Annotated in this window: 13 protein-coding genes; 6 read left to right on the top strand and 7 right to left on the bottom strand. The window is 69.6% G+C overall.

Going from position 1 to position 17,607, the window contains the following annotated elements; translation table 11 throughout:
* Nucleotides 1-75 precede the first annotated feature (75 nt).
* Nucleotides 76-1,107 (bottom strand): acyl-ACP desaturase, encoded by a 1,032-nt coding sequence (locus ACFYXC_RS14635; RefSeq protein ID WP_389551096.1) that lies wholly within the window; start codon nt 1,105-1,107, stop codon nt 76-78.
* A gap of 57 nt (nt 1,108-1,164) precedes the next feature.
* Here ACFYXC_RS14635 and ACFYXC_RS14640 point away from each other — a divergent pair, with 57 nt between their 5' ends.
* Nucleotides 1,165-1,845, top strand: a complete 681-nt coding sequence (locus ACFYXC_RS14640; RefSeq protein ID WP_389551099.1) for a nitroreductase — start codon at nt 1,165-1,167, stop codon at nt 1,843-1,845.
* 51 nt (nt 1,846-1,896) lie between these two features.
* Here ACFYXC_RS14640 and ACFYXC_RS14645 read toward each other — a convergent pair whose 3' ends face one another.
* Nucleotides 1,897-2,316, bottom strand: a complete 420-nt coding sequence (locus ACFYXC_RS14645) for an arsenate reductase ArsC (RefSeq protein WP_389551102.1) — start codon at nt 2,314-2,316, stop codon at nt 1,897-1,899.
* A 93-nt stretch (nt 2,317-2,409) separates the two neighbouring features.
* Here ACFYXC_RS14645 and ACFYXC_RS14650 point away from each other — a divergent pair, with 93 nt between their 5' ends.
* Both ACFYXC_RS14650 and arsB read left to right on the top strand, forming a co-directional pair.
* The gene (locus ACFYXC_RS14650) at nt 2,410-2,718 is read left to right on the top strand and encodes an ArsR/SmtB family transcription factor (RefSeq protein ID WP_389551105.1); all 309 of its coding nucleotides are present in this window, start codon (nt 2,410-2,412) and stop codon (nt 2,716-2,718) included.
* A complete protein-coding gene (arsB, locus tag ACFYXC_RS14655; protein WP_389551108.1) occupies nt 2,715-3,833 on the top strand; it encodes an ACR3 family arsenite efflux transporter in 1,119 nt (372 codons plus the stop codon). Before ACFYXC_RS14650 ends, arsB begins: the two co-directional genes overlap by 4 nt.
* Nucleotides 3,834-3,977: 144 nt before the next feature.
* Here arsB and ACFYXC_RS14660 read toward each other — a convergent pair whose 3' ends face one another.
* Nucleotides 3,978-4,835: an alpha/beta hydrolase gene (locus tag ACFYXC_RS14660; RefSeq protein ID WP_389551667.1), complete on the bottom strand. Its 858-nt coding sequence runs from the start codon at nt 4,833-4,835 to the stop codon at nt 3,978-3,980.
* Nucleotides 4,836-5,462: 627 nt separating this feature from the next.
* On the opposite strand from ACFYXC_RS14660, the gene ACFYXC_RS14665 reads away from it, so the two are divergent.
* A complete protein-coding gene (locus ACFYXC_RS14665) occupies nt 5,463-6,737 on the top strand; it encodes a prolyl oligopeptidase family serine peptidase (RefSeq protein WP_389551110.1) in 1,275 nt (424 codons plus the stop codon).
* Between the two features lie 364 nt (nt 6,738-7,101).
* Here the strand turns inward: ACFYXC_RS14665 and ACFYXC_RS14670 are convergent, their stop codons facing one another.
* Complete coding sequence (locus ACFYXC_RS14670) at nt 7,102-8,097, bottom strand: alpha/beta fold hydrolase (protein ID WP_389551113.1); 996 nt, start codon at nt 8,095-8,097, stop codon at nt 7,102-7,104.
* Nucleotides 8,098-8,500: 403 nt separating this feature from the next.
* Between ACFYXC_RS14670 and ACFYXC_RS14675 the strand changes: the two genes are divergently transcribed.
* Nucleotides 8,501-11,788: a GH92 family glycosyl hydrolase gene (locus ACFYXC_RS14675; RefSeq protein ID WP_389551116.1), complete on the top strand. Its 3,288-nt coding sequence runs from the start codon at nt 8,501-8,503 to the stop codon at nt 11,786-11,788.
* Between the two features lie 75 nt (nt 11,789-11,863).
* Here the strand turns inward: ACFYXC_RS14675 and ACFYXC_RS14680 are convergent, their stop codons facing one another.
* Nucleotides 11,864-12,310, bottom strand: coding sequence for an amphi-Trp domain-containing protein (locus ACFYXC_RS14680; RefSeq protein ID WP_389551119.1), 447 nt, complete (start codon nt 12,308-12,310; stop codon nt 11,864-11,866).
* Nucleotides 12,311-12,635: 325 nt separating this feature from the next.
* On the opposite strand from ACFYXC_RS14680, the gene ACFYXC_RS14685 reads away from it, so the two are divergent.
* Nucleotides 12,636-14,066, top strand: a complete 1,431-nt coding sequence (locus ACFYXC_RS14685; RefSeq protein WP_389551122.1) for a DUF2252 domain-containing protein — start codon at nt 12,636-12,638, stop codon at nt 14,064-14,066.
* Between the two features lie 50 nt (nt 14,067-14,116).
* On the opposite strand, the gene ACFYXC_RS14690 is transcribed toward ACFYXC_RS14685, so the two are convergent.
* Entirely contained in the window at nt 14,117-15,610 is a 1,494-nt protein-coding gene (locus tag ACFYXC_RS14690) for an MFS transporter (RefSeq protein WP_389551125.1), read from the bottom strand.
* Entirely contained in the window at nt 15,546-17,474 is a 1,929-nt protein-coding gene (locus ACFYXC_RS14695; RefSeq protein WP_389551128.1) for a glycoside hydrolase family 15 protein, read from the bottom strand. The genes ACFYXC_RS14690 and ACFYXC_RS14695 overlap by 65 nt, the downstream gene beginning before the upstream one ends.
* Nucleotides 17,475-17,607 lie beyond the last annotated feature (133 nt).

Consider the following 17,607-nt stretch of genomic DNA (forward strand, 5'->3'; position numbering starts at 1 on the left):
CCTTGTATGCCGTGGTGGCGACTCGTGCGGGAGCCGTCCGACGCATGTCCCGTGCGGGTGTCGGTGGAACGGCGGTCATGGAACAGGCAGAGCCGGTGAGGGATCCCCCGGCTTCCCTCTCAGACGGCTGCGGCGTTCATCGAAACGCGCACCGGCCTCGCCCAACTTCTGCACGTACTGGGAGATGTGCTCGCGGGCGATCTCCCCCGACGCCGAGAGTCCCGGCAACCGCCACACCCGCAGATGACGCAGGAGCGGCAGAAGGACGTCTCTGTGGTGCACTTGCTGGTCGTAGATTCCGGCCACCGCGACCTGCACGGTCAGGCGCCGGAAGCCGGCCATCTCCGCACCCGGCATACGAAAGGACGTGATGGCTTTCGCCAGGGCGCACATCGCCTGATCCGGCCGACGCTCGAGTGCGGCGGCGAACAGATCACGGTAGAAGAGCATGTGCAGGTTCTCGTCCACCGCGATGCGTGACAGCAACTGGTCGCAGACCGGATCACCGCTGTGCCGCCCGGTGTTGCGGTGAGTCACCCGGGTGCCCAGCTCCTGCACCATCAGGTACGCCGCGTTCGCCAGCAGGTCGTCCTGGTGGTGCGGTGTGAAACCGCGACCGACCTGAGCCATCCGGGAACGCTCCAGGATCAGGGGATCCAGACAGCGTGAGGCGTGCACGTAGGCACGCATCGCCGTCGCGTGCCGGTCCTCCTCCGCGGTCCACCGGTTCAGCCAGGCGCCCCAGGCTCCGTCCTGGCCCAACTCCTGGGCGACGGCGTGATGGTAGGACGGCAGGTTGTCCTCGGTGAGCAGGCCGACCAGCAGGGCACTGCGCACAGGAACGGAGAGTTGCGACTGGGATTCCTCCCACGGCTCACCCCCCAGCGGGCCGTCGAAGTTCCGGCCGCGCTCCCACGGCACATACTGGTGGGGGAACCAGTCAGTCGCATGTTCCAGGTGACGTGACAGAAGCCTTTCGACCACGGGTTCCAGCTCACGCAGCAGGATTCCCGGCTCGGCAATGCCGCCTTCGGTCAGGTCTCTCACACGCATGTGCCGCCAACGAGCATGCTCAGGACCCTGATACGCCTGGTGGAGGATGACCACCCGTATCAGTGACGCCGACGAGCGCGCGTCCGCCGTGGAGTGAGAGGACGGAAAGCCGTGGATGTGTACGAGGCCGTGGACAGTCGCCGGGCCGTGCGGGCGTTCAGTGACGAGCCGATACCCAGAGAGGTGCTCGAACGAGTGCTGGCTGCCGCGGCCCGGACCCCGTCGAGTGGGAATCTCCAGCCCTGGCACGTGTATGTCGTGACCGGCGAGCCCTTGGCCGAACTGAAGAGGCACGCGACGGCCAGGGCACTGGCGGGAGACCCGGGTGATGAGCGGGAGTATCCGATGTACCCGGCGAGGCTGGCCTCACCGTATCTGGACCGTTTCTCCGCCGCGGCCGCCCAGCGGTACGAGGCGCTGGGAATCGACCGCGACGACCTCGACAGGCCCAGGAAGATCGCCGCGCTGAACGCAGACGCGTTCGGGGCGCCGGTCGTCCTCTTCTGCTACCTCGACCGGACGATGGGACCCGGGCAGTGGGGGGACGCGGGGATGTATCTGCAGACGGTCATGCTGCTGCTGAGGGCGGAAGGGTTGCACAGCTGCCCCCAGGTGATGTGGACGATGTTCCGCAGGACCGTCAGCCGGACGGTCGGGGCCGATGACGGGCTGGTGCTGTTCTGCGGCGTCTCGGTGGGACGCGAGCGGGAAGGCGTGGCACGGCTGCGTACCGGGCGGGCGGACCTGGCGGAGACGGTGAGTTTCATCGGAGAGTGGCCCGCCGACCGGTGATCCCCGGCGTTCGGTCACCGGCGGCACGGGGGCGACGTGGTCGCGTCGGGCTCACGCCTTCTGCTCGGCGTCGATCTCTTCGACCAGGGTCTCGATGCGGCTCTTGATCTCGTCCCGGATCGGGCGGACGGCTTCGACACCCTTGCCGGCCGGATCCTCCAGGGCCCAGTCGAGGTACTTCCTGCCGGGAAAGATCGGGCAGGCGTCGCCACAGCCCATGGTGATGACATAGTCCGACGCCCGGACCGCCTCAGGGGTGAGGATCTTGGGTTCGGCGGCGGAGATGTCGATGCCGACCTCCTTCATCGCCTCGACGGCGGCCGGGTTGACCCGGTCGCCGGGGACGGAGCCGGCGGAGCGGACCTCGATGCGGTCACCTGCGAGGTGGTCGAGGAATCCGGCGGCCATCTGCGAGCGGCCGGCGTTGTGGACGCAGACGAAGAGCACGGAGGCGAGCGGAGCGGCAGACATGCGTTCTTCCTCACACCATGGGCAGACCCTTTCCACGAGCTCCAGGTCAGCCCTGACTGACATCAGCAGCGGATGATGTGACAGTATCAGTCCATGATGACGTCAGTCGACACTGATCTGATCCGGGTGCTGGCCGACCCGCTCAGGCTGCGGATCGTGACCCTGCTCGCCCGCGAGACGCTGTGCACCACCCACCTCGTGGAGGAGACCGGCGCCCGGCAGACCAACCTCTCCAACCACCTGAAGGTCCTGCGTGAGGCCGGGGTCGTCGAAACCGAGCCGTGCGGACGCTTCACGTACTACAAGCTCCGCCCCGACGTCATCGCCCAGCTCGCCGGGCGGTTCGCCGACCTGGCCGAGCAGGCCCGTACCGCCGCCGACAACAAGAGGGCCTGCCCGTGACCTCCACCGAGCCCCCCACCGCGTCCGCACCGGGCGCCGGCCCGGCCGGGGACGGCTCGATCGTCAAAAAGCTCTCCACACTCGACCGTTACCTCGCGGTGTGGATCCTGCTGGCCATGGCCGTCGGCCTGGGTCTGGGCCGTCTCGTCCCGGGGATGAACGACGCGCTCGCGAAGATCGAGATCAGCGGGATCTCCCTGCCGATCGCGCTCGGCCTGCTGGTCATGATGTACCCGGTCCTCGCCAAGGTCCGCTACGACCGGCTCGACCGCGTGACCGGCGACCGCACGTTGCTGATCTCCTCGCTGGTGATCAACTGGATCGTCGGGCCCGCCGTGATGTTCGCGCTGGCGTGGCTCTTCCTGCCGGACCTGCCCGAATACCGCACCGGCCTGATCATCGTGGGACTCGCCCGCTGTATCGCCATGGTCATCATCTGGAACGACCTCGCCTGCGGTGACCGCGAGGCCGCGGCCGTCCTGGTCGCGCTGAACTCGGTGTTCCAGGTGCTCGCGTTCGGCCTGCTGGGCTGGTTCTACCTCGACCTGCTGCCGCGCTGGCTACACTTCGGCGACGGCCAGGGCCTGGACGTGTCCGTCTGGCACATCGCCTTGAACGTCGTCATCTTCCTCGGCGTCCCGTTGCTGGCCGGCTTCCTGACCCGCCGCGTCGGCGAGCGGAAGATGGGGCGTACCGACTACGAGGCGAAGTTCCTGCCGCGGATCGGTCCGTGGGCCCTGTACGGGCTGCTTTTCACGATCGTCGTCCTCTTCGCCCTGCAGGGCAAAACCATCACTTCCCAGCCACTGGACGTGGTCCGGATCGCACTGCCGCTGCTGGTCTACTTCGCGGTCATGTTCTTCGGCACCTTCCTCCTCGGCAAGGGCCTCGGCCTGGCCTACGACCGCACCACCACCTTGGCGTTCACGGCCGCGGGCAACAACTTCGAGCTGGCCATCGCGGTCGCCATCGCCACCTTCGGCGTCACCTCCGGCCAGGCGCTGTCCGGTGTCGTCGGGCCGCTCATCGAGGTCCCCGTACTGATCGGCCTGGTCTACGTCGCACTCGCCTGGCGCGGAAGGTTCGCGGCCGACGCTGTGACGACGGCCCCGTGACGCGGTACACGGCGGTGGTGGCCGGCGGGGGCCAGGCCGGGCCCGTCGGCGACCCGCAACACAACGAAACGCAACGCACCGGCAGCGGAACCCGCGCCCATGACCAGGGTCAAGCGGAGGTCGGCGCCGAGGCAGGCTCGGGACTCAGCCGGTGTGGGGGCAGTTGCCGCGGTACTCCTCGATGGTGCTGCTCGCCGGGGGCAGCGGGCACAGGAACTGTTCGTAGCGGGTGTCGTTGTCGATGAACCGCTTCAGCCAGGAGACGCTGTACTTCGCGACCGTGGTGTTCGACGAGGTCGGGGCGGAGTGCGTGGCGCCGTTCAGCTCCAGGTAGGCGCGGTTCAGGACGGACGGCAGGCTGGTGTAGAAGGGCTCGGCGTGCGAGGAGACCGGGGCGACGGTGTCACCGTCCGCTCCCACGACCAGGGTGGGCGTCTTGATCTCCGGCCAGGTCTTGTCCGTGTTCCAGGGGGTGAGCGGGATCGCGGCCTGCAACGACGGCCGGTCCTTGGACGCTTCGAGCGAGCCCCCGCCGCCCATGGAGTGCCCCATGACGCCGAGCCGGGTGCTGTCGATGCGGCTGCGGACGCTGCTGCTCTGTGTCAGGTGGTCCAGGGCGGCGAGCAGTTGGTCGCCGCGGCTGGCCGGCTGGTCGAGGGTGTTGAGGGTGTCGATGGTGATCACCACGAAGCCCTGGGACGCAAGCCGGGGGCCCAGCCACGAGACCGACGACTGGGAGGCGGTGAACCCGGGCGAGATGGCCACGGCTCCGAACGTGCCGTCGCTGGTGCTGGTCGGGTAGTAGACGGTGCCACCGCCGAAGCCGGACACGCTGCCCCGGGACACGGTCGTCTGCGAGACGGCGTACGGGCCTCGCGCGGCCTCGATGCTGGCGGTGGTCGGCGCCGGGCCGCGTTCGTAAGGGTTGTCCGCGGCGTCCGCGACACCGGTGAGGGACGTGGTCAGACCGGCGAGCGCGGCGGCCGATGCCAGCAGTGCCACGAACCGGCGGCGGGGTGCGCTCGGCGCTCGCGTGGCGGATCCGGAGGTCTCGGACGAAGCGGGGGCGGGTGTGGGGGATGCTTGCACGAACGGTCCTTTCACCAGGTTCCGTGGGTGACACGGGAGCGGTGACTCCGGTGGTGCCTGCCCTGGTAATGGCTGGTCGAGCAGGCCCGTGGCTGGTCGAGCCACGGCTTGCCCGGCCCTGCCCGACGTGCGTCGGAGGACGTGGCGTCACGTCACGGAAGCAACGAGGTTGTCTCGGATGTCGCGTTGAGGTGCACGGTCCTGCGTGCGAATGGACCCGGTGGGACGACACGCGACCGGGCCGTGGGGCCCGTGCCGCTTGGAGCAGCAACACCATAAGGCCGCTCCGCCTCTGCGGCATCGGCGAAGTCACCGGTGTCGTGCGACGGTTGCCGTCACCGTCGGAAGAAAAGCCGAGGCGATATCTGTCCGCCGCGCGGCGACGCCGGTAACGTGCCGGCGGTGCTCGTCTTTGTCCTGCTCACGACATACCCGTCCCGGTCCCGTCCGTGGTGGGCCGTCGTCAACTCCTCATCGGCCTTGCCGTCGGGTTCGGTGCACAGGCCGCGCTGAAGCCTCCCCACCGCAGAAGGAGTCCACATGGCATCACCGATCAGCCGTCGCACCATCCTGGCCGCCGGTACGGGCGCCGCCGCCGGCCTGTCCCTGCCCGGCGTCACCGCGTATGCCGGCGACCGGTCGACCACGAGCGTGCGATTCACCCTGAACGCCCACGTGCTCGACGGCGGCGAGCAGGTCACCTCGGTCACCCTCCACACCGCCCGGCTGGGCCCGATCGACCCGGCCGGCCTGACCACCGGCACCTTCACCGTGCACGCCCGAGCCACCAGCCCGATCCCCATCGCCGCCGGCGACGTCATCTTCGGCGAGTACGACCTCGACCGCACGGTGACCGGGGTCCGGCTCGACCCTCGCGGCAACATCGTCCTCGACCTGAGCCACGCCGAGGGCCGGACCGGCGGCGGCACCCTCGGCTACATCGCGGGCAGGGGTCGCAACGTCATGCTCGACCTCGTCTACACCATCACTCAGCACGCCCCGATCGCCTTGCGCGACCACCGCTCGCTCGTCATCGAGAACTTCGTACAGGGCCGGCTGTCGGACCCCGAAGTCGACGCGTTCAGTTCCCACGTCTCCGGCTCGGGAATGAAGTACCGGTTGTACTCGCCCACCCGCTCGCACTCCTCCCGGCGGGGCAGGCGTCCGCTGGTCGTCTGGTTGCACGGCGGGGGCGAAGGTGCCTCACTGCCCGACGGCTACTACGACAACGAGACGACGCTACGGGCCAACCGCGGCGCGCTGGGCTTCGCCACTCCCCAGGCACAACGCGTCTTCGACGGCGCCTACGTCCTCGCCCCGCAAAGCACCTCCGCCTGGATGCAGGACGGCCCCCGCTTCGCTCCCCTCATCCGCGAGATCATCGGTGACGTCGCGGGCAGGAACCGCGTCGACCACGACCGGATCTACGTCGCCGGCTGCAGCAACGGCGGCTACATGAGCATGAAGATGACCACCGTCTACCCCACCCTGTTCGCTGCCTCCGTGCCGATCTGCGGTGTCGTCACATCCTTCCCGGCCGGCGGCGCGCCGCTGATCCCCGACAGCGAGCTGGTACGCATCAGCACCCCCAGCTGGCTCGTCACCTCCCGCGACGACTCCACCGTGGACCCGCAGGCCAACACCGTCCACGCGCACGACCTCATTCCCGGCTCACTGATGACGCTCTACGACCACGTCATCTGGAACGGCCACCAGTTCGCCGGCCACTGGTCGTGGATCTACGTCGCCCGCAACGACCCCAGGATCGACGGGACTCGCATCTGGCAGTGGATGGCCGCCCAGCGTCGGCGCTGACATACGCGTTCGCCGGACGCGAACGGATGCGATCGAACGCGAACGGATACGCACGGTCTGGCCGCACGTCACCTCGGCCAGACCGTGCGTGCCCGTCGCCAGGGGCGGTGGGCACACCCTCAGGTGGCCGTCCCGCACCTGCTTCCGACCTACCTCTGAAGGACGGGAAGCCGTGCGGGCCGGCGCCGATCACGAGCGTGGGAGCGCTGAAGTCTCGCTGTGGTGTCAGGGGCATCGCCTCCTACAACGGCAGTTCGCCCCTCACGTCACGCCCGACATGGAGACGCAAGCCGGTGGAGCGGCGCCGGCACCACTCGGCGTGGCTCCGACGCCCGCGTCCGGCAGGGTCTGATGCCGTCCGGCGTCAGACGAAGAAGGCGGTGAGTTCCCGCACGATGTCGTCGGGGCGTTCCTCGGCGAGATAGTGCCCCGCCCCCTGCAACTCGACGTAGCGTGCGTCTGCCGCCAGTCCCTCCATCTGTGCGAGAAGGAGGTCGTAGTACTTGCCGCCGATGCCGAGCACGGGCATGGTCAGTACCGGGTAGTCCTTCAGGTCGGCTATGTCCCGCTGAAAGGTCTGGTACCAGCCGTTTCCCGCGCGGATCGCGTCCGGAGTGTCGTACGCGCTGGCGTAGACGGCTCGGCTCTTCTCGCTGAAGGCTCTCTGATCCCCGCCCTGGAGGTCGATCAGCCAGTCCACGATGAACCGGAACCGCCCCACGAGGAGCTGTTCGGGCAATCGGTCGAGCTGGTTGAACGCGAACCACCACGGTGCCGGTTGCCCAGGTTGGGGCAGCATGCGCAGGTCGTTGAACACCTCGGTGGGATGCCCGGCCTCCCACAACGCGACCTTCCGGGTCGCCTCGGGATGGTTCGCGGCGAAGCTGTGCGCCACCATCGATCCGATGTCCTCGCCCGCGACATACGCCCGGCTGTGACCGAGCGCGCGCAGCAGTTCGTAGATGTCGCGCGCCATGGTCTTCTTGTCGTACCCGTCCGCGGGCTTGTCGGAGTCGCCCATGCCGCGCAGGTCCGGGGCGATCACCCGGTAGTTCCGTGCCAGTGTCGGCATGATCTTGTGGAACTGGTACCAGGTTCGCGGCCATCCCGGCAGCAGGACCAGGGGGTGACCCTGACCCCCGATCACGTAGTGCAGCCGCGTGCCGTTGACTCTGGCGAAGCGGCTCGTGAAACCCTTGACGGTCGGCGTCCGCGGTCGCGGCGCTTTCGGGGCGGCGGCCGCGGTGCCGGCCGGCAGGCCGAGCAGGGACGCAAGGCCGGCGCCCGCGGTGACGTCGAGCACCTTGCGTCTGCCAAGTCGCCGTGCGAGCTCGGAGTTGTCGGGCTTCTCGGGGCTCATACGCTGGACTCCTCAGTTCTCGGGGTGTTTGTCGCGGCACGCGGGAGGGCGTCTCGGGTCTCTGCGGGGCGCACCGCATCGCCGCGCCCCGCAGCGTGATATGTACCGATCGGTACCGATCGACACGGCAGCGACTGTAGCACTTCGGTACCGATCAATACAGAACACCTGCCCTCGATCATCTTCGAAGACTGGACCCGGTCGGTGTCAGAAGTATTGACAACGATGTCAGACGCGTGATCTAGTCCGCTTCCGTCCAGCCTTGTGCCATCGACCGCGCCGCGAAGGGGGCTCACCGCGATGACCTGCACGGCCGATCCAAGGTGGCCACCCCGTACGGCACTTGGAGATCGCCTCTCATGTCGCGCAGCACATGACGGGTGAGGAACAGGAGAACCCTTCCATGCACAGACCCCTTCACCGATGGCGTGACCGCGCGTCGACCGTCCTCGCCGCGCTGGTCGTCGCCGGCGGTGCCCTGAGCCCGGCGCCGGCCCTCGCCCAGGCCCCGACCGCCGCAACGCCGCACCTCACCTCCCTGGTCAACCCGTTCATCGGCACACAGAACTTCGGCAACACCTTTCCCGGCGCGAGTGCCCCCTTCGGGATGGTCCAGGTCAGCCCGGACACCGGCGGTCAGGGAGGCTACGACTACCAGCAGGACAAGATCCACGGATTCAGCCAGACGCACCTCTCCGGCGTCGGCTGCTCCGTCATGGGCGAGCTGCCGATCATGCCGACGACCGGAGCGGTCGACAACGTCGACCCCGACGCCTACCGTTCGGCCTACTCGCACGACGACGAGGACGCCGAACCCGGCTACTACCGCGTCGGGCTGAAGACGTACGACATCGACGCCGAGCTGACCGCCACACCCCGCACGGGATGGCAGCGCTACACCTTCCCTTCGACCGACCGCGCCAACGTCCTGTTCAACACGGGCAAGGCCAACCAGAAGGTGTACAGCTCGGAAGTACATGTCGTCGGCGACCGGACGGTCGAGGGCCGTGTCGAGGCGGGCAACTTCTGCGCGGGCAAGGACAAGCACACCGTCTACTTCACGGCGACCTTCGACCGGCCGTTCGCCTCGCACGGCACCTGGCGGGGCTCCACCCCCACCCCCGGTGAGCGGGACGCGGCCGGCGAGGGCGGGAACGGCGCCTACGTGACGTTCGACGCCGGCTCCGACCGTGACGTCGTCGTCAAGGTGGGACTCTCCTACACGGGCGTCGAGGGCGCCCGCAAGAACCTGAAGGCGGAGACGGACGACTCGTACGACTTCGACGCCACGCGCACGGCGCTGCGGGCCACTTGGGAGCAGCAGCTCGCCGCCGTCAGGATCGGCGGTGGGTCCACCGAGCGGCAGCGCGCGTTCTACTCCGCCCTCTACCACGCGCAACTGCACCCGAACCTCGCCGGAGACGTCGACGGCAGGTATGCGGGCTTCGACGGGAAGACCCACACCGCGGCCGGGTTCACGCCGTACCAGAACCTGTCGCTGTGGGACACCCACCGGCCGCAGAACCAGCTGCTCCAGATGCTGCAGCCGAAGGTCGCCCGCGATGTGGCGCTGTCGGTCGTCGCGATCGGACGGGACGGCGGCTGGCTGCCGCGCTGGTCGCTCGCCAACAGCGAGACCAACATCATGACCGGTGACCCGGTGACCCCCTTCCTCGTCGAGGCGTGGTCCAAGGGCCTGCTCAAGGGCTACGAGAAGGAGGCGTACGCGCTCCTGAGGAAGAATGCCCTCAGCACGCCGCCGGACGACTCCCCCTACAACGGCCGTGCGGGAGTCGACGCCTATCAGAAGCGTGGCTACATACCCAGCGGGCTGGAACCGGGCAAGGACTGCGCGGACAAGGGCGGTGACAACGACTGCCGCCACCCCGCTTCGGCGACCCTGGAGTACGCGGCGGCGGACGCGTCGCTGGCCCTGATGGCCAAGGGACTCGGACACACCGCAGACGCCCGCGTGTTCGCGGCACGCGGTCAGTGGTACCGGAACCTGTGGGACTCCTCCATCCAGCAGTTCCGGCCGCGCACGACGGACGGCACCTGGCTCACGCCCTACGACCCGGTCGAGGCGGGCCACCAGTTCCACGAGGGCGGTGCCTACCAGTACCAGTGGCTGGCACCCCAGGACCCGGCCGGACTCGTCTCCCTGATGGGCGGCAAGCGCCAGACCGAGAAGCGGCTCGACGCCTTCTTCGCGTACGACAAACTCCTCGCGGACCCGGCCGGAACCGCTCGCAACGACTGGATCTCGGCACCGTACGACTACTACGGCAAGCCCACCTACAACCCGAACAACGAGCCCGATCTGCACTCCCCCTACATGTACTTGTGGGCCGGCGCGCCCGCCAAGACCGCGACCGTGGTCCGCGCCGCGATGACGCTGTTCACGGACGGGCCCGACGGCATGACCGGTAACGACGACCTGGGCACCATGTCGGCCTGGTACGTCTTCTCCTCGCTGGGTCTGTACCCGACGACGAACGGTGGCGACTTCCTCGCCGTCTCCAGCCCGCAGTTCCCATCGGCGGTCATCAGCATCGGCGCCTACGGGAAGGAGCAGGGCGGCACCCTGACCGTCAGGGCTCCGGGTGCGAGCGACACCCAGCGCTATGTGAAGCAGGCGAAGTTCGGCGGGAAGAACCTGCGCGAGACCTGGCTCGACTGGGACGCGGTCGCCAAGGGCGGGAACCTCGCGTTCGACATGTCCGGCAAGCCGTCGGCATGGGGTACGGGCAAGGGCGCCGAGCCGCCGTCCGTGAACCGCGCGGCGGCCGATTCCCGTCGGCACCTCGACGCGTCGCTGCGTACCGCCTCCGACGTCCTGCCGACGGCCGACAGCGCACAGAGCGTGCGTCTGAAGCTGGACGTACTGGGCCAGTCCCCCGGCACGTTGCGGGTGGACGTCGCCGCGAAGGCCCCCAGCGGCTGGACCGTGCAGACCGCCAAGCCCTTCTCGCTCGATTCGCGGCGGCTTCCGGTCCAGCGGACCGCCGCGGTGGACGTGACCGTGCCCGCCGGGACCTCTCCGGGTTCGTACCCGGTGCGGATCACGGCGACCGCGAAGGGGGTGAAGAGTGTGGAACGGGTCGCGACCATCGAGGTGCGCGCGGCGGCCGGTTGCGCGGCGGACGCCGGTGGGCAGTGCGCCGTCGACCTCGGCAAGGAGGCGAACCACGACGGAACCGCGACCGTCGCGGCCTCCGGCGAGGGCGACTTCGACGGAGGAGGCTGGAGCTACGACGGGGATCTGCTGCCCGCGGCGGGTCCGGTCGTCTGGGACGGCGTGACCTACGACGCTCCCGATCCGTCCGGGACGGCGGCGAACTTCGTCGAGGCCCGCGGCCAGGCCATGCTGCTTCCGGCCGGGTCGTACGGCGCGTTGCGCGTGGTCGCCTCGGCTCACCACGGACCGGTGACGACCATGCTCACCGTCCGCTACACCGACGGGACCACCGCCGAGGTGCCGGTGCCCGTGGGCGACTGGGCGGGAGCGGCACCGCAGGGCAGCTCCGTGGCACTGGAGATGCCGCACCGGATCAAGCGCGGACAGGGCGTGGACGGCCCGCCGGTGCGGCTGTTCGGCGCCTCCGCGGACCTGGACGCGTCGAAGACGGTGCGTTCTGTCGGACTGCAGAATGATCCTCGGGTGCAGATCTACGCGATCACTCTGCGGTAGGACTCACCCGCGTGCGTCCGTCGGCCCCCTCTCGTGACCGGGCGGGGGCGCACGGTGGCAGCGTGACCGCGACGGTCACGCTGCCGCCGAGGACGTTCTCGACGTGGAGCGCTTCGCGCTCTTGCCGCCACTGCTGCTTGTGCTCGTGCCGCTGCGGGCCGCCTTCGCGGGCGCTTTACCGCGTCTGGCGGTGCTGTCCGCTCCCGCGGCCGTATCCGAGGGTGCTGCCCCGGTCTGCGCCGTCCGGGCCTTTGCGGTCCGGGCCTTCGCCGTCCCGGTCCTTGCTGTCCGGGCAGGTGTCATCGGCCACTTGAACTCGATCTCCAGCTCGATCTCGCCGTGACCGATCTCGATCTCCATCTCGCCGCGAAGGTCGTCGGGGATGCGCAGGCTCAGCGTTCCGGACCCGAGTTCCAGTTCGGCTTCTCCCCCTTCCCGCAGTGCGGTGGCGAGGGCCGTGAGCTGGTCGGCCGCCTCAAGGCGTGAGAGCGAGCGCTTCTGCTCGAACTTGAGGTCCTTCATGGCTTCTCCCATCGATGGCCAAGGGTGGATATCGCCCATTCTGCTGCTGTGCGAGGGATCGGACATCCGCAGGCCGGGCGAGGGGTGCCTGACCGGGCGGCCGGGGTCTCAGGCCGCTCTTCGCCTCGCTGCGCGAAAGCCGGATGGGTTCTAGGGTGGAAGGAGATCCCCCGTCGCGCGGAACCGCGGAACCGCGGAACCGCGGAACCGCGGAACCGCGGAACGCGGAACCCGGTTCCTTCTGCCTCGTGACACCGAGCCCCTCTGTTCGACGTGCTCCGTGCCCGGGCGTCCGACGGCCGCAGGCCACGCAGGAGGGTTTCCGATGGCCCGGAACGCGACCACGGCGATGCGCCTGGCACCGCACGCCACTCCCGAGGAACGTGCGGCCGTCGGCAAGGAGGCGCGTCGCCGTTCACCGCGGTCGGGCCACGCCGAGTACCGGCCCTCTCCCGACCGGCCGGACCCGCTGTCGATCCTGGAGGCGCAGTCCGCGGCACGGGTCCCCGAACTCGTCCCGATCCGCTACGGCCGGATGACGGAGTCCCCGTTCCGTTTCTACCGGGGTGCCGCCGCGATCATGGCGTCCGACCTGGCCGGCAGTCCGCGCTCGGGACTCACCGCGCAACTGTGCGGGGACGCGCACATGCTGAACTTCCGGCTGCTCGCCTCACCGGAACGACAGTTGATGTTCGACATCAACGACTTCGACGAGACGCTGCCGGGCCCCTGGGAGTGGGACGTCAAGCGGCTGTCGGCGAGTCTCGCCATCGCGGGCCGGGCGAACGGCTTCGACGACACCGAGCGCGCCCGCATCGTCACGTCCACGGTCCGTTCGTACCGCGAGGCCATGGTCCGCTTCGCGCGGACGGGCAACCTCGACGTCTGGTACGCGAAGATCGGCGCGGACCTCCTCGAGTCCCTCGCCGCGGGCGGACTGCACAAGCGCGGTCGCAGGAAGCTGGCCCGCGCCATGGCGAAGGCCCGTGCCCGCGACAGTCTGCAGGCTTTCGACAGGCTCACCGAGACGGTGGACGGCCGGCCGAGGATCGCGGCGGATCCGCCGCTCCTGGTCCCGGCCGCCGATCTGATGCCGGACGTCGATCGCGACGCCCTGGAGCGCCAGTTCCGCGGGCTCATGAAGCGGTACGGCCGCACGCTGACCGCCGACCGGCGCACGGTCCTGCGGGACTACCGGCTGACGGACGTCGCCCGCAAGGTGGTCGGCGTCGGCAGCGTCGGCACCCGGTGCTGGATCTTCCTCCTGCTCGGCCGGGACGAGAAGGACCCGCTCTTCCTCCAGGCCAAGGAGGCCGACACGTCCGTACTCGCCGCGCACGTCGGCGCCAGCCGGTACCGCAATCACGGCGAGCGGGTGGTCTCGGGCCAGCGGCTGATGCAGGCGACGAGCGACATCTTCCTCGGCTGGGAACGGGTGGACGGCATCGACGGCCGACAGCGCGACTTCTACGTCCGCCAGTTGCGTGACTGGAAGGGCATCGCCATGCCGGAGACGATGCGGCCCAAGGACATGGCGGCGTTCGGTGAACTGTGCGGGTTCACCCTGGCGCGGGCGCACGCGCGGTCCGGCGACCGTATCGCGATCGCCGCGTACCTGGGCGGCGGCGCCTCGTTCGACCACGCACTCGCCGTCTTCGCGGAGGCGTACGCCGACCAGAACGAACGCGACCACCAGGCCCTGATCGACGCGGTGCGCGCGGGCCGGCTCCCCGCGGAGGAACCGCCGTCGGCCTGAGCCCCTGCCCGACAGCCCTGCCCACGGTATGCGGGGGCGGCAACCGGTACTCAGGGGCGGGTCGTCGGGGCCGCGGTCCGGGAGGGGGGCGTCACCCCGGGCCCGTCCTGCCGAGGCAGGAGTGCCGCCGCGGCGAGACCTCCGACGCCGATGGCCGCCAGCGTGATCATCGCGGCGGCGTACGCGCCCTTGTCGAGACCGGCGACGAGGATGGTGCCGGCGATGGCCGTGCCGAAGGACGAGCCGAGGTTGGACACGCTGCGGGACAGGCCCGAGATCTCTCCCTGTTGTCCTTCGGGGAAACTCGACTGGACGACGTTGACGGACGGGGTCAGCATGACGCCCAGGCCGAGTCCGACGAGCAGCAGGCCGGGGACGAAGGCCCACGCACTGGAGAATCCTCCGACCAGGGTGACCAGGACGAGCACACCGGCGACGGAGGCGGCGAAGCCCGCCATGATGAGCGTGCGCTGGGTGTGCCGGCGGGCCAGACGCTCGGCGGACAGGGACGTGGCCAGCAGGCCCAGTGTGGCCGCCGTGAAGACGACCCCGGTCTGGATGGCGTCGTAGCCCCGGACGACCTGCAGATAGGCCGCCACGGTGAACGACGTGCCGAGGAGCATCAGCCATTGGACGTTCTGGGTGATGAGTCCGAGGTTCGAGGTGCGGTGGTGGAAGAGGCGCGGGGACAGCAGCGGCTCCCGGCCGGCCGCCTCCTTGGCCCGTGCCGAGCGGAAGAACCACCGCAGCACGAGGGCGCCGGCCGCCAGCAGGGCGATCATGAGCCAGATGTCGTCGTCCGCGGCGAGGATGCCCATGACCACGAGGACGAGGCCGACGGCTGAGAGAACGGCGCCGGTGGTGTCGAAGGGGCGGGACGCGTCCGGGGGCAGCGGGTCCTCCATACGCCGGCTCAGGACGACGATCACGCTGATGACGAGGGCCTGGAAGACGAAGGCCGCGCGCCAGCTGACGGCGGTGGTGACGAGCCCGCCGATGAGTGGGCCCGCGGCGGCTCCGACACCGCCCAGTGCCATGACGACGCCGAACGCGCGGGCACGGGAGGTGACGTCCGGGTGGAGGAGGGTGGTGAGGATGTAGACGGGTGGGATGAGCAGTGCGGTACCGATGCCGGTGAGGATCGAGTTGCCGAGGATCAGGACACCGAGCCCCGGCGCCGCCGCGCTCAGCAGCGTGCCGGTCGCGTAGACGACGAGGCCGGTCAGGAAGCAGCGCTTGCGGCCGTAGCGGTCGGTGAGCTTGCCCGCGGGGATCATCAGCGCGGCCATCACGAGCAGGAAGGCCGTGATCGTCACCTGGACACCCTGGACGGTGGTGTCCAGGTCCTCGCTGATGTCGTTGATCATCACGTTCATGTTGGAGCCCGCGAAACTGCAGACGAACTGTGCCAGGCCGAGGGCGGCGAGCGTGCTTCCCTGCCCCGTCGGCGTCGGCCGTGACGACCCGGCAGCCGCCGCGTCAACCACCGGTGTCGCCCCCGTGCGTGGCCTCGGGCCCGGCCTCGTCCGGCGCGGTGAGGCCACGGATCGCCGGCTGCCCGTGATGGTCCCCGTACCGCGGTACGCTCCGCTGGTTCTCCAGTTCTTCGTCGAGTGCCATGGCCGCGGTGACCAGCGCGAGGTGGGTGAATGCCTGGGGGAAGTTCCCCAGTTGTTCGCCGGAGGGGCCGATCTCCTCGGCGAAGAGGCCGACGTGGTTGGCGTAGGTGAGCATCTTGTCGAAGGCGTGGCGGGCCTGGTCGAGCCTGCCGCTGCGGGCCAGCGCCTCGACGTAGAAGAAGCTGCACAGGTTGAAGGTGCCCTCGGAGCCGCGCAGTCCGTCGGGGGAGGCGTTCGGGTCGTAGCGGTGGACGAGGCTGTCGGTGACCAGTTCCTCGCCCATGGCGTCCAGAGTGCTGAGCCAGTCCGGGTCGTGCGGCGACACGAAGCCGACCCGGGACATGAGCAGCAGCGAGGCGTCCAGGACGTCGGTGTCGTAGTGCTGCACGAACGCCCGCCGCTCGTCGTGCCAGCCGCGCTCCACGATCTGCCGGAAGACCGCGTCCCGCGCGGCGGTCCAGCGGGCGGTGTCGGCGGGGCGGGAGAACTCCGTGGCCGCGCGTACGCCCCGGTCGAACGCCACCCAGGTCATCAGCCGGCTGTAGGTGAAGTTCTGGCGGCCGCCGCGGGTCTCCCAGATGCCCTCGTCGGGCTGGTCCCAGTGGTCGGCGAGCCAGTCCAGGACGTCGCTCAGCGCCTTCCAGCCGCGGATGGCACCGATGTCACCGCCCACCACGAGCGCGTCCGACGCCTCGCCGTAGATGTCGAGCTGCAGTTGGTCGGCGGCGGCGTTGCCCGCCCGCACCGGACGGGATCCCAGGTAGCCCTCCAGATGGTCGAGGGTCTCTTCGGTCAGGTGGGGGTCACCGTCGATCCTGTACATGATCTGCAGGGGGTCCGCCGACGCCGTGGCCTTGTTCTCGATGCGTTCGCGCAGCCAGCGGCGGAAGGCGTGGGCCTCCTCGTGGAAGCCCAGATCGGTCAGCGCCCTGACGGACAGCGAGGCGTCACGGACCCAGGTGTAGCGGTAGTCCCAGTTGCGTTCGCCGCCGATCTGCTCGGGCAGCCCCATGGTCGCCGCGGCGATGGGCGCGCCGCTGGGGGCGTACGTGAGCAGCTTGAGCGTGATCGCCGAGCGGTTCACGACGTCCTGCCAGCGGCCCCGGTAGGTGCACGAACGCAGCCAGGACTGCCAGAAGGTGCGGCAGGTCTCCAGTGTGTCGGCGACCTGTGTCAGGGAGGGGCGGGGTGGGGCGGGATCGCCGCTCGCCGTGCTGGTCAGCACGACTGCGGCCGCCTGGCCTGCCGACAGGGTGAAGTGGGCGGTGATGTCGTCGCCGGCCGGGAGGAGCGCGACGCCGGTGGTGGACTGCAGATGCAGGTCCGTCCCCGGACCGCGGAAGAGCACGGAGTGGGCGTCGGTCTGCGAGAGTTCGTGCGAGGCGCGGCCGTAGTCGAAACGCGGCCGGCAGGTGAGCGTGAACGGCAGAGCGCCCCGGACGACCCGTGCCACCCGCACCAGGCGGTGTGTGTCCGTCGGGTCCGGGGAGTCGACGGGCACCATGAAGTCGGCCACCTCGCCCACTCCGCCGGGGGCCATGAACCGGGTGACCAGAACGGCCGTGTCGGACAGATACAACTGCCGTACGGTCATGCCGTCGCCGTCCGGGGAGTCCGCGGCGAGTCGGCAGTGGCCCCCGCGTTCGCTGTCCAGGAGCGAGGCGAAGACGCTGGGCGAGTCGAAGCGCGGGGTGCACCACCAGTCGATGGTTCCGGCCGACGACACCAGGGCGGCGGTCTGGAGGTCGCCGACCATGCCGTGTTCCGCGATCGGGGGGTATCGGTTCACAACATCTCCCTGCTCGGTCTGGCGCATGGACCTACGGCACATCGGGCGGGCTCGCGTCGGTGTCCCGTCCCCATCAAGCGTTCGCGGGTGGGACGGGCGACACCTCACCCACCACGGGTGAAACGGGATCCGT

This window comes from Streptomyces sp. NPDC002701, assembly GCF_042889045.1.
Lineage (GTDB): Bacteria > Actinomycetota > Actinomycetes > Streptomycetales > Streptomycetaceae > Streptomyces.

Excerpts from the sequence above, each read along its gene's own strand:
- ACFYXC_RS14645 (WP_389551102.1), bottom strand. The coding sequence starts at position 2,316 with ATGTCTGCCGCTCCGCTCGCCTCCGTGCTCTTCGTCTGCGTCCACAAC.
- ACFYXC_RS14650 (WP_389551105.1), top strand. The coding sequence starts at position 2,410 with ATGATGACGTCAGTCGACACTGATCTGATCCGGGTGCTGGCCGACCCG.
- ACFYXC_RS14665 (WP_389551110.1), top strand. The coding sequence starts at position 5,463 with ATGGCATCACCGATCAGCCGTCGCACCATCCTGGCCGCCGGTACGGGC.
- ACFYXC_RS14670 (WP_389551113.1), bottom strand. The coding sequence starts at position 8,097 with ATGAGCCCCGAGAAGCCCGACAACTCCGAGCTCGCACGGCGACTTGGC.
- ACFYXC_RS14675 (WP_389551116.1), top strand. The coding sequence starts at position 8,501 with ATGCACAGACCCCTTCACCGATGGCGTGACCGCGCGTCGACCGTCCTC.
- ACFYXC_RS14680 (WP_389551119.1), bottom strand. The coding sequence starts at position 12,310 with ATGAAGGACCTCAAGTTCGAGCAGAAGCGCTCGCTCTCACGCCTTGAG.
- ACFYXC_RS14685 (WP_389551122.1), top strand. The coding sequence starts at position 12,636 with ATGGCCCGGAACGCGACCACGGCGATGCGCCTGGCACCGCACGCCACT.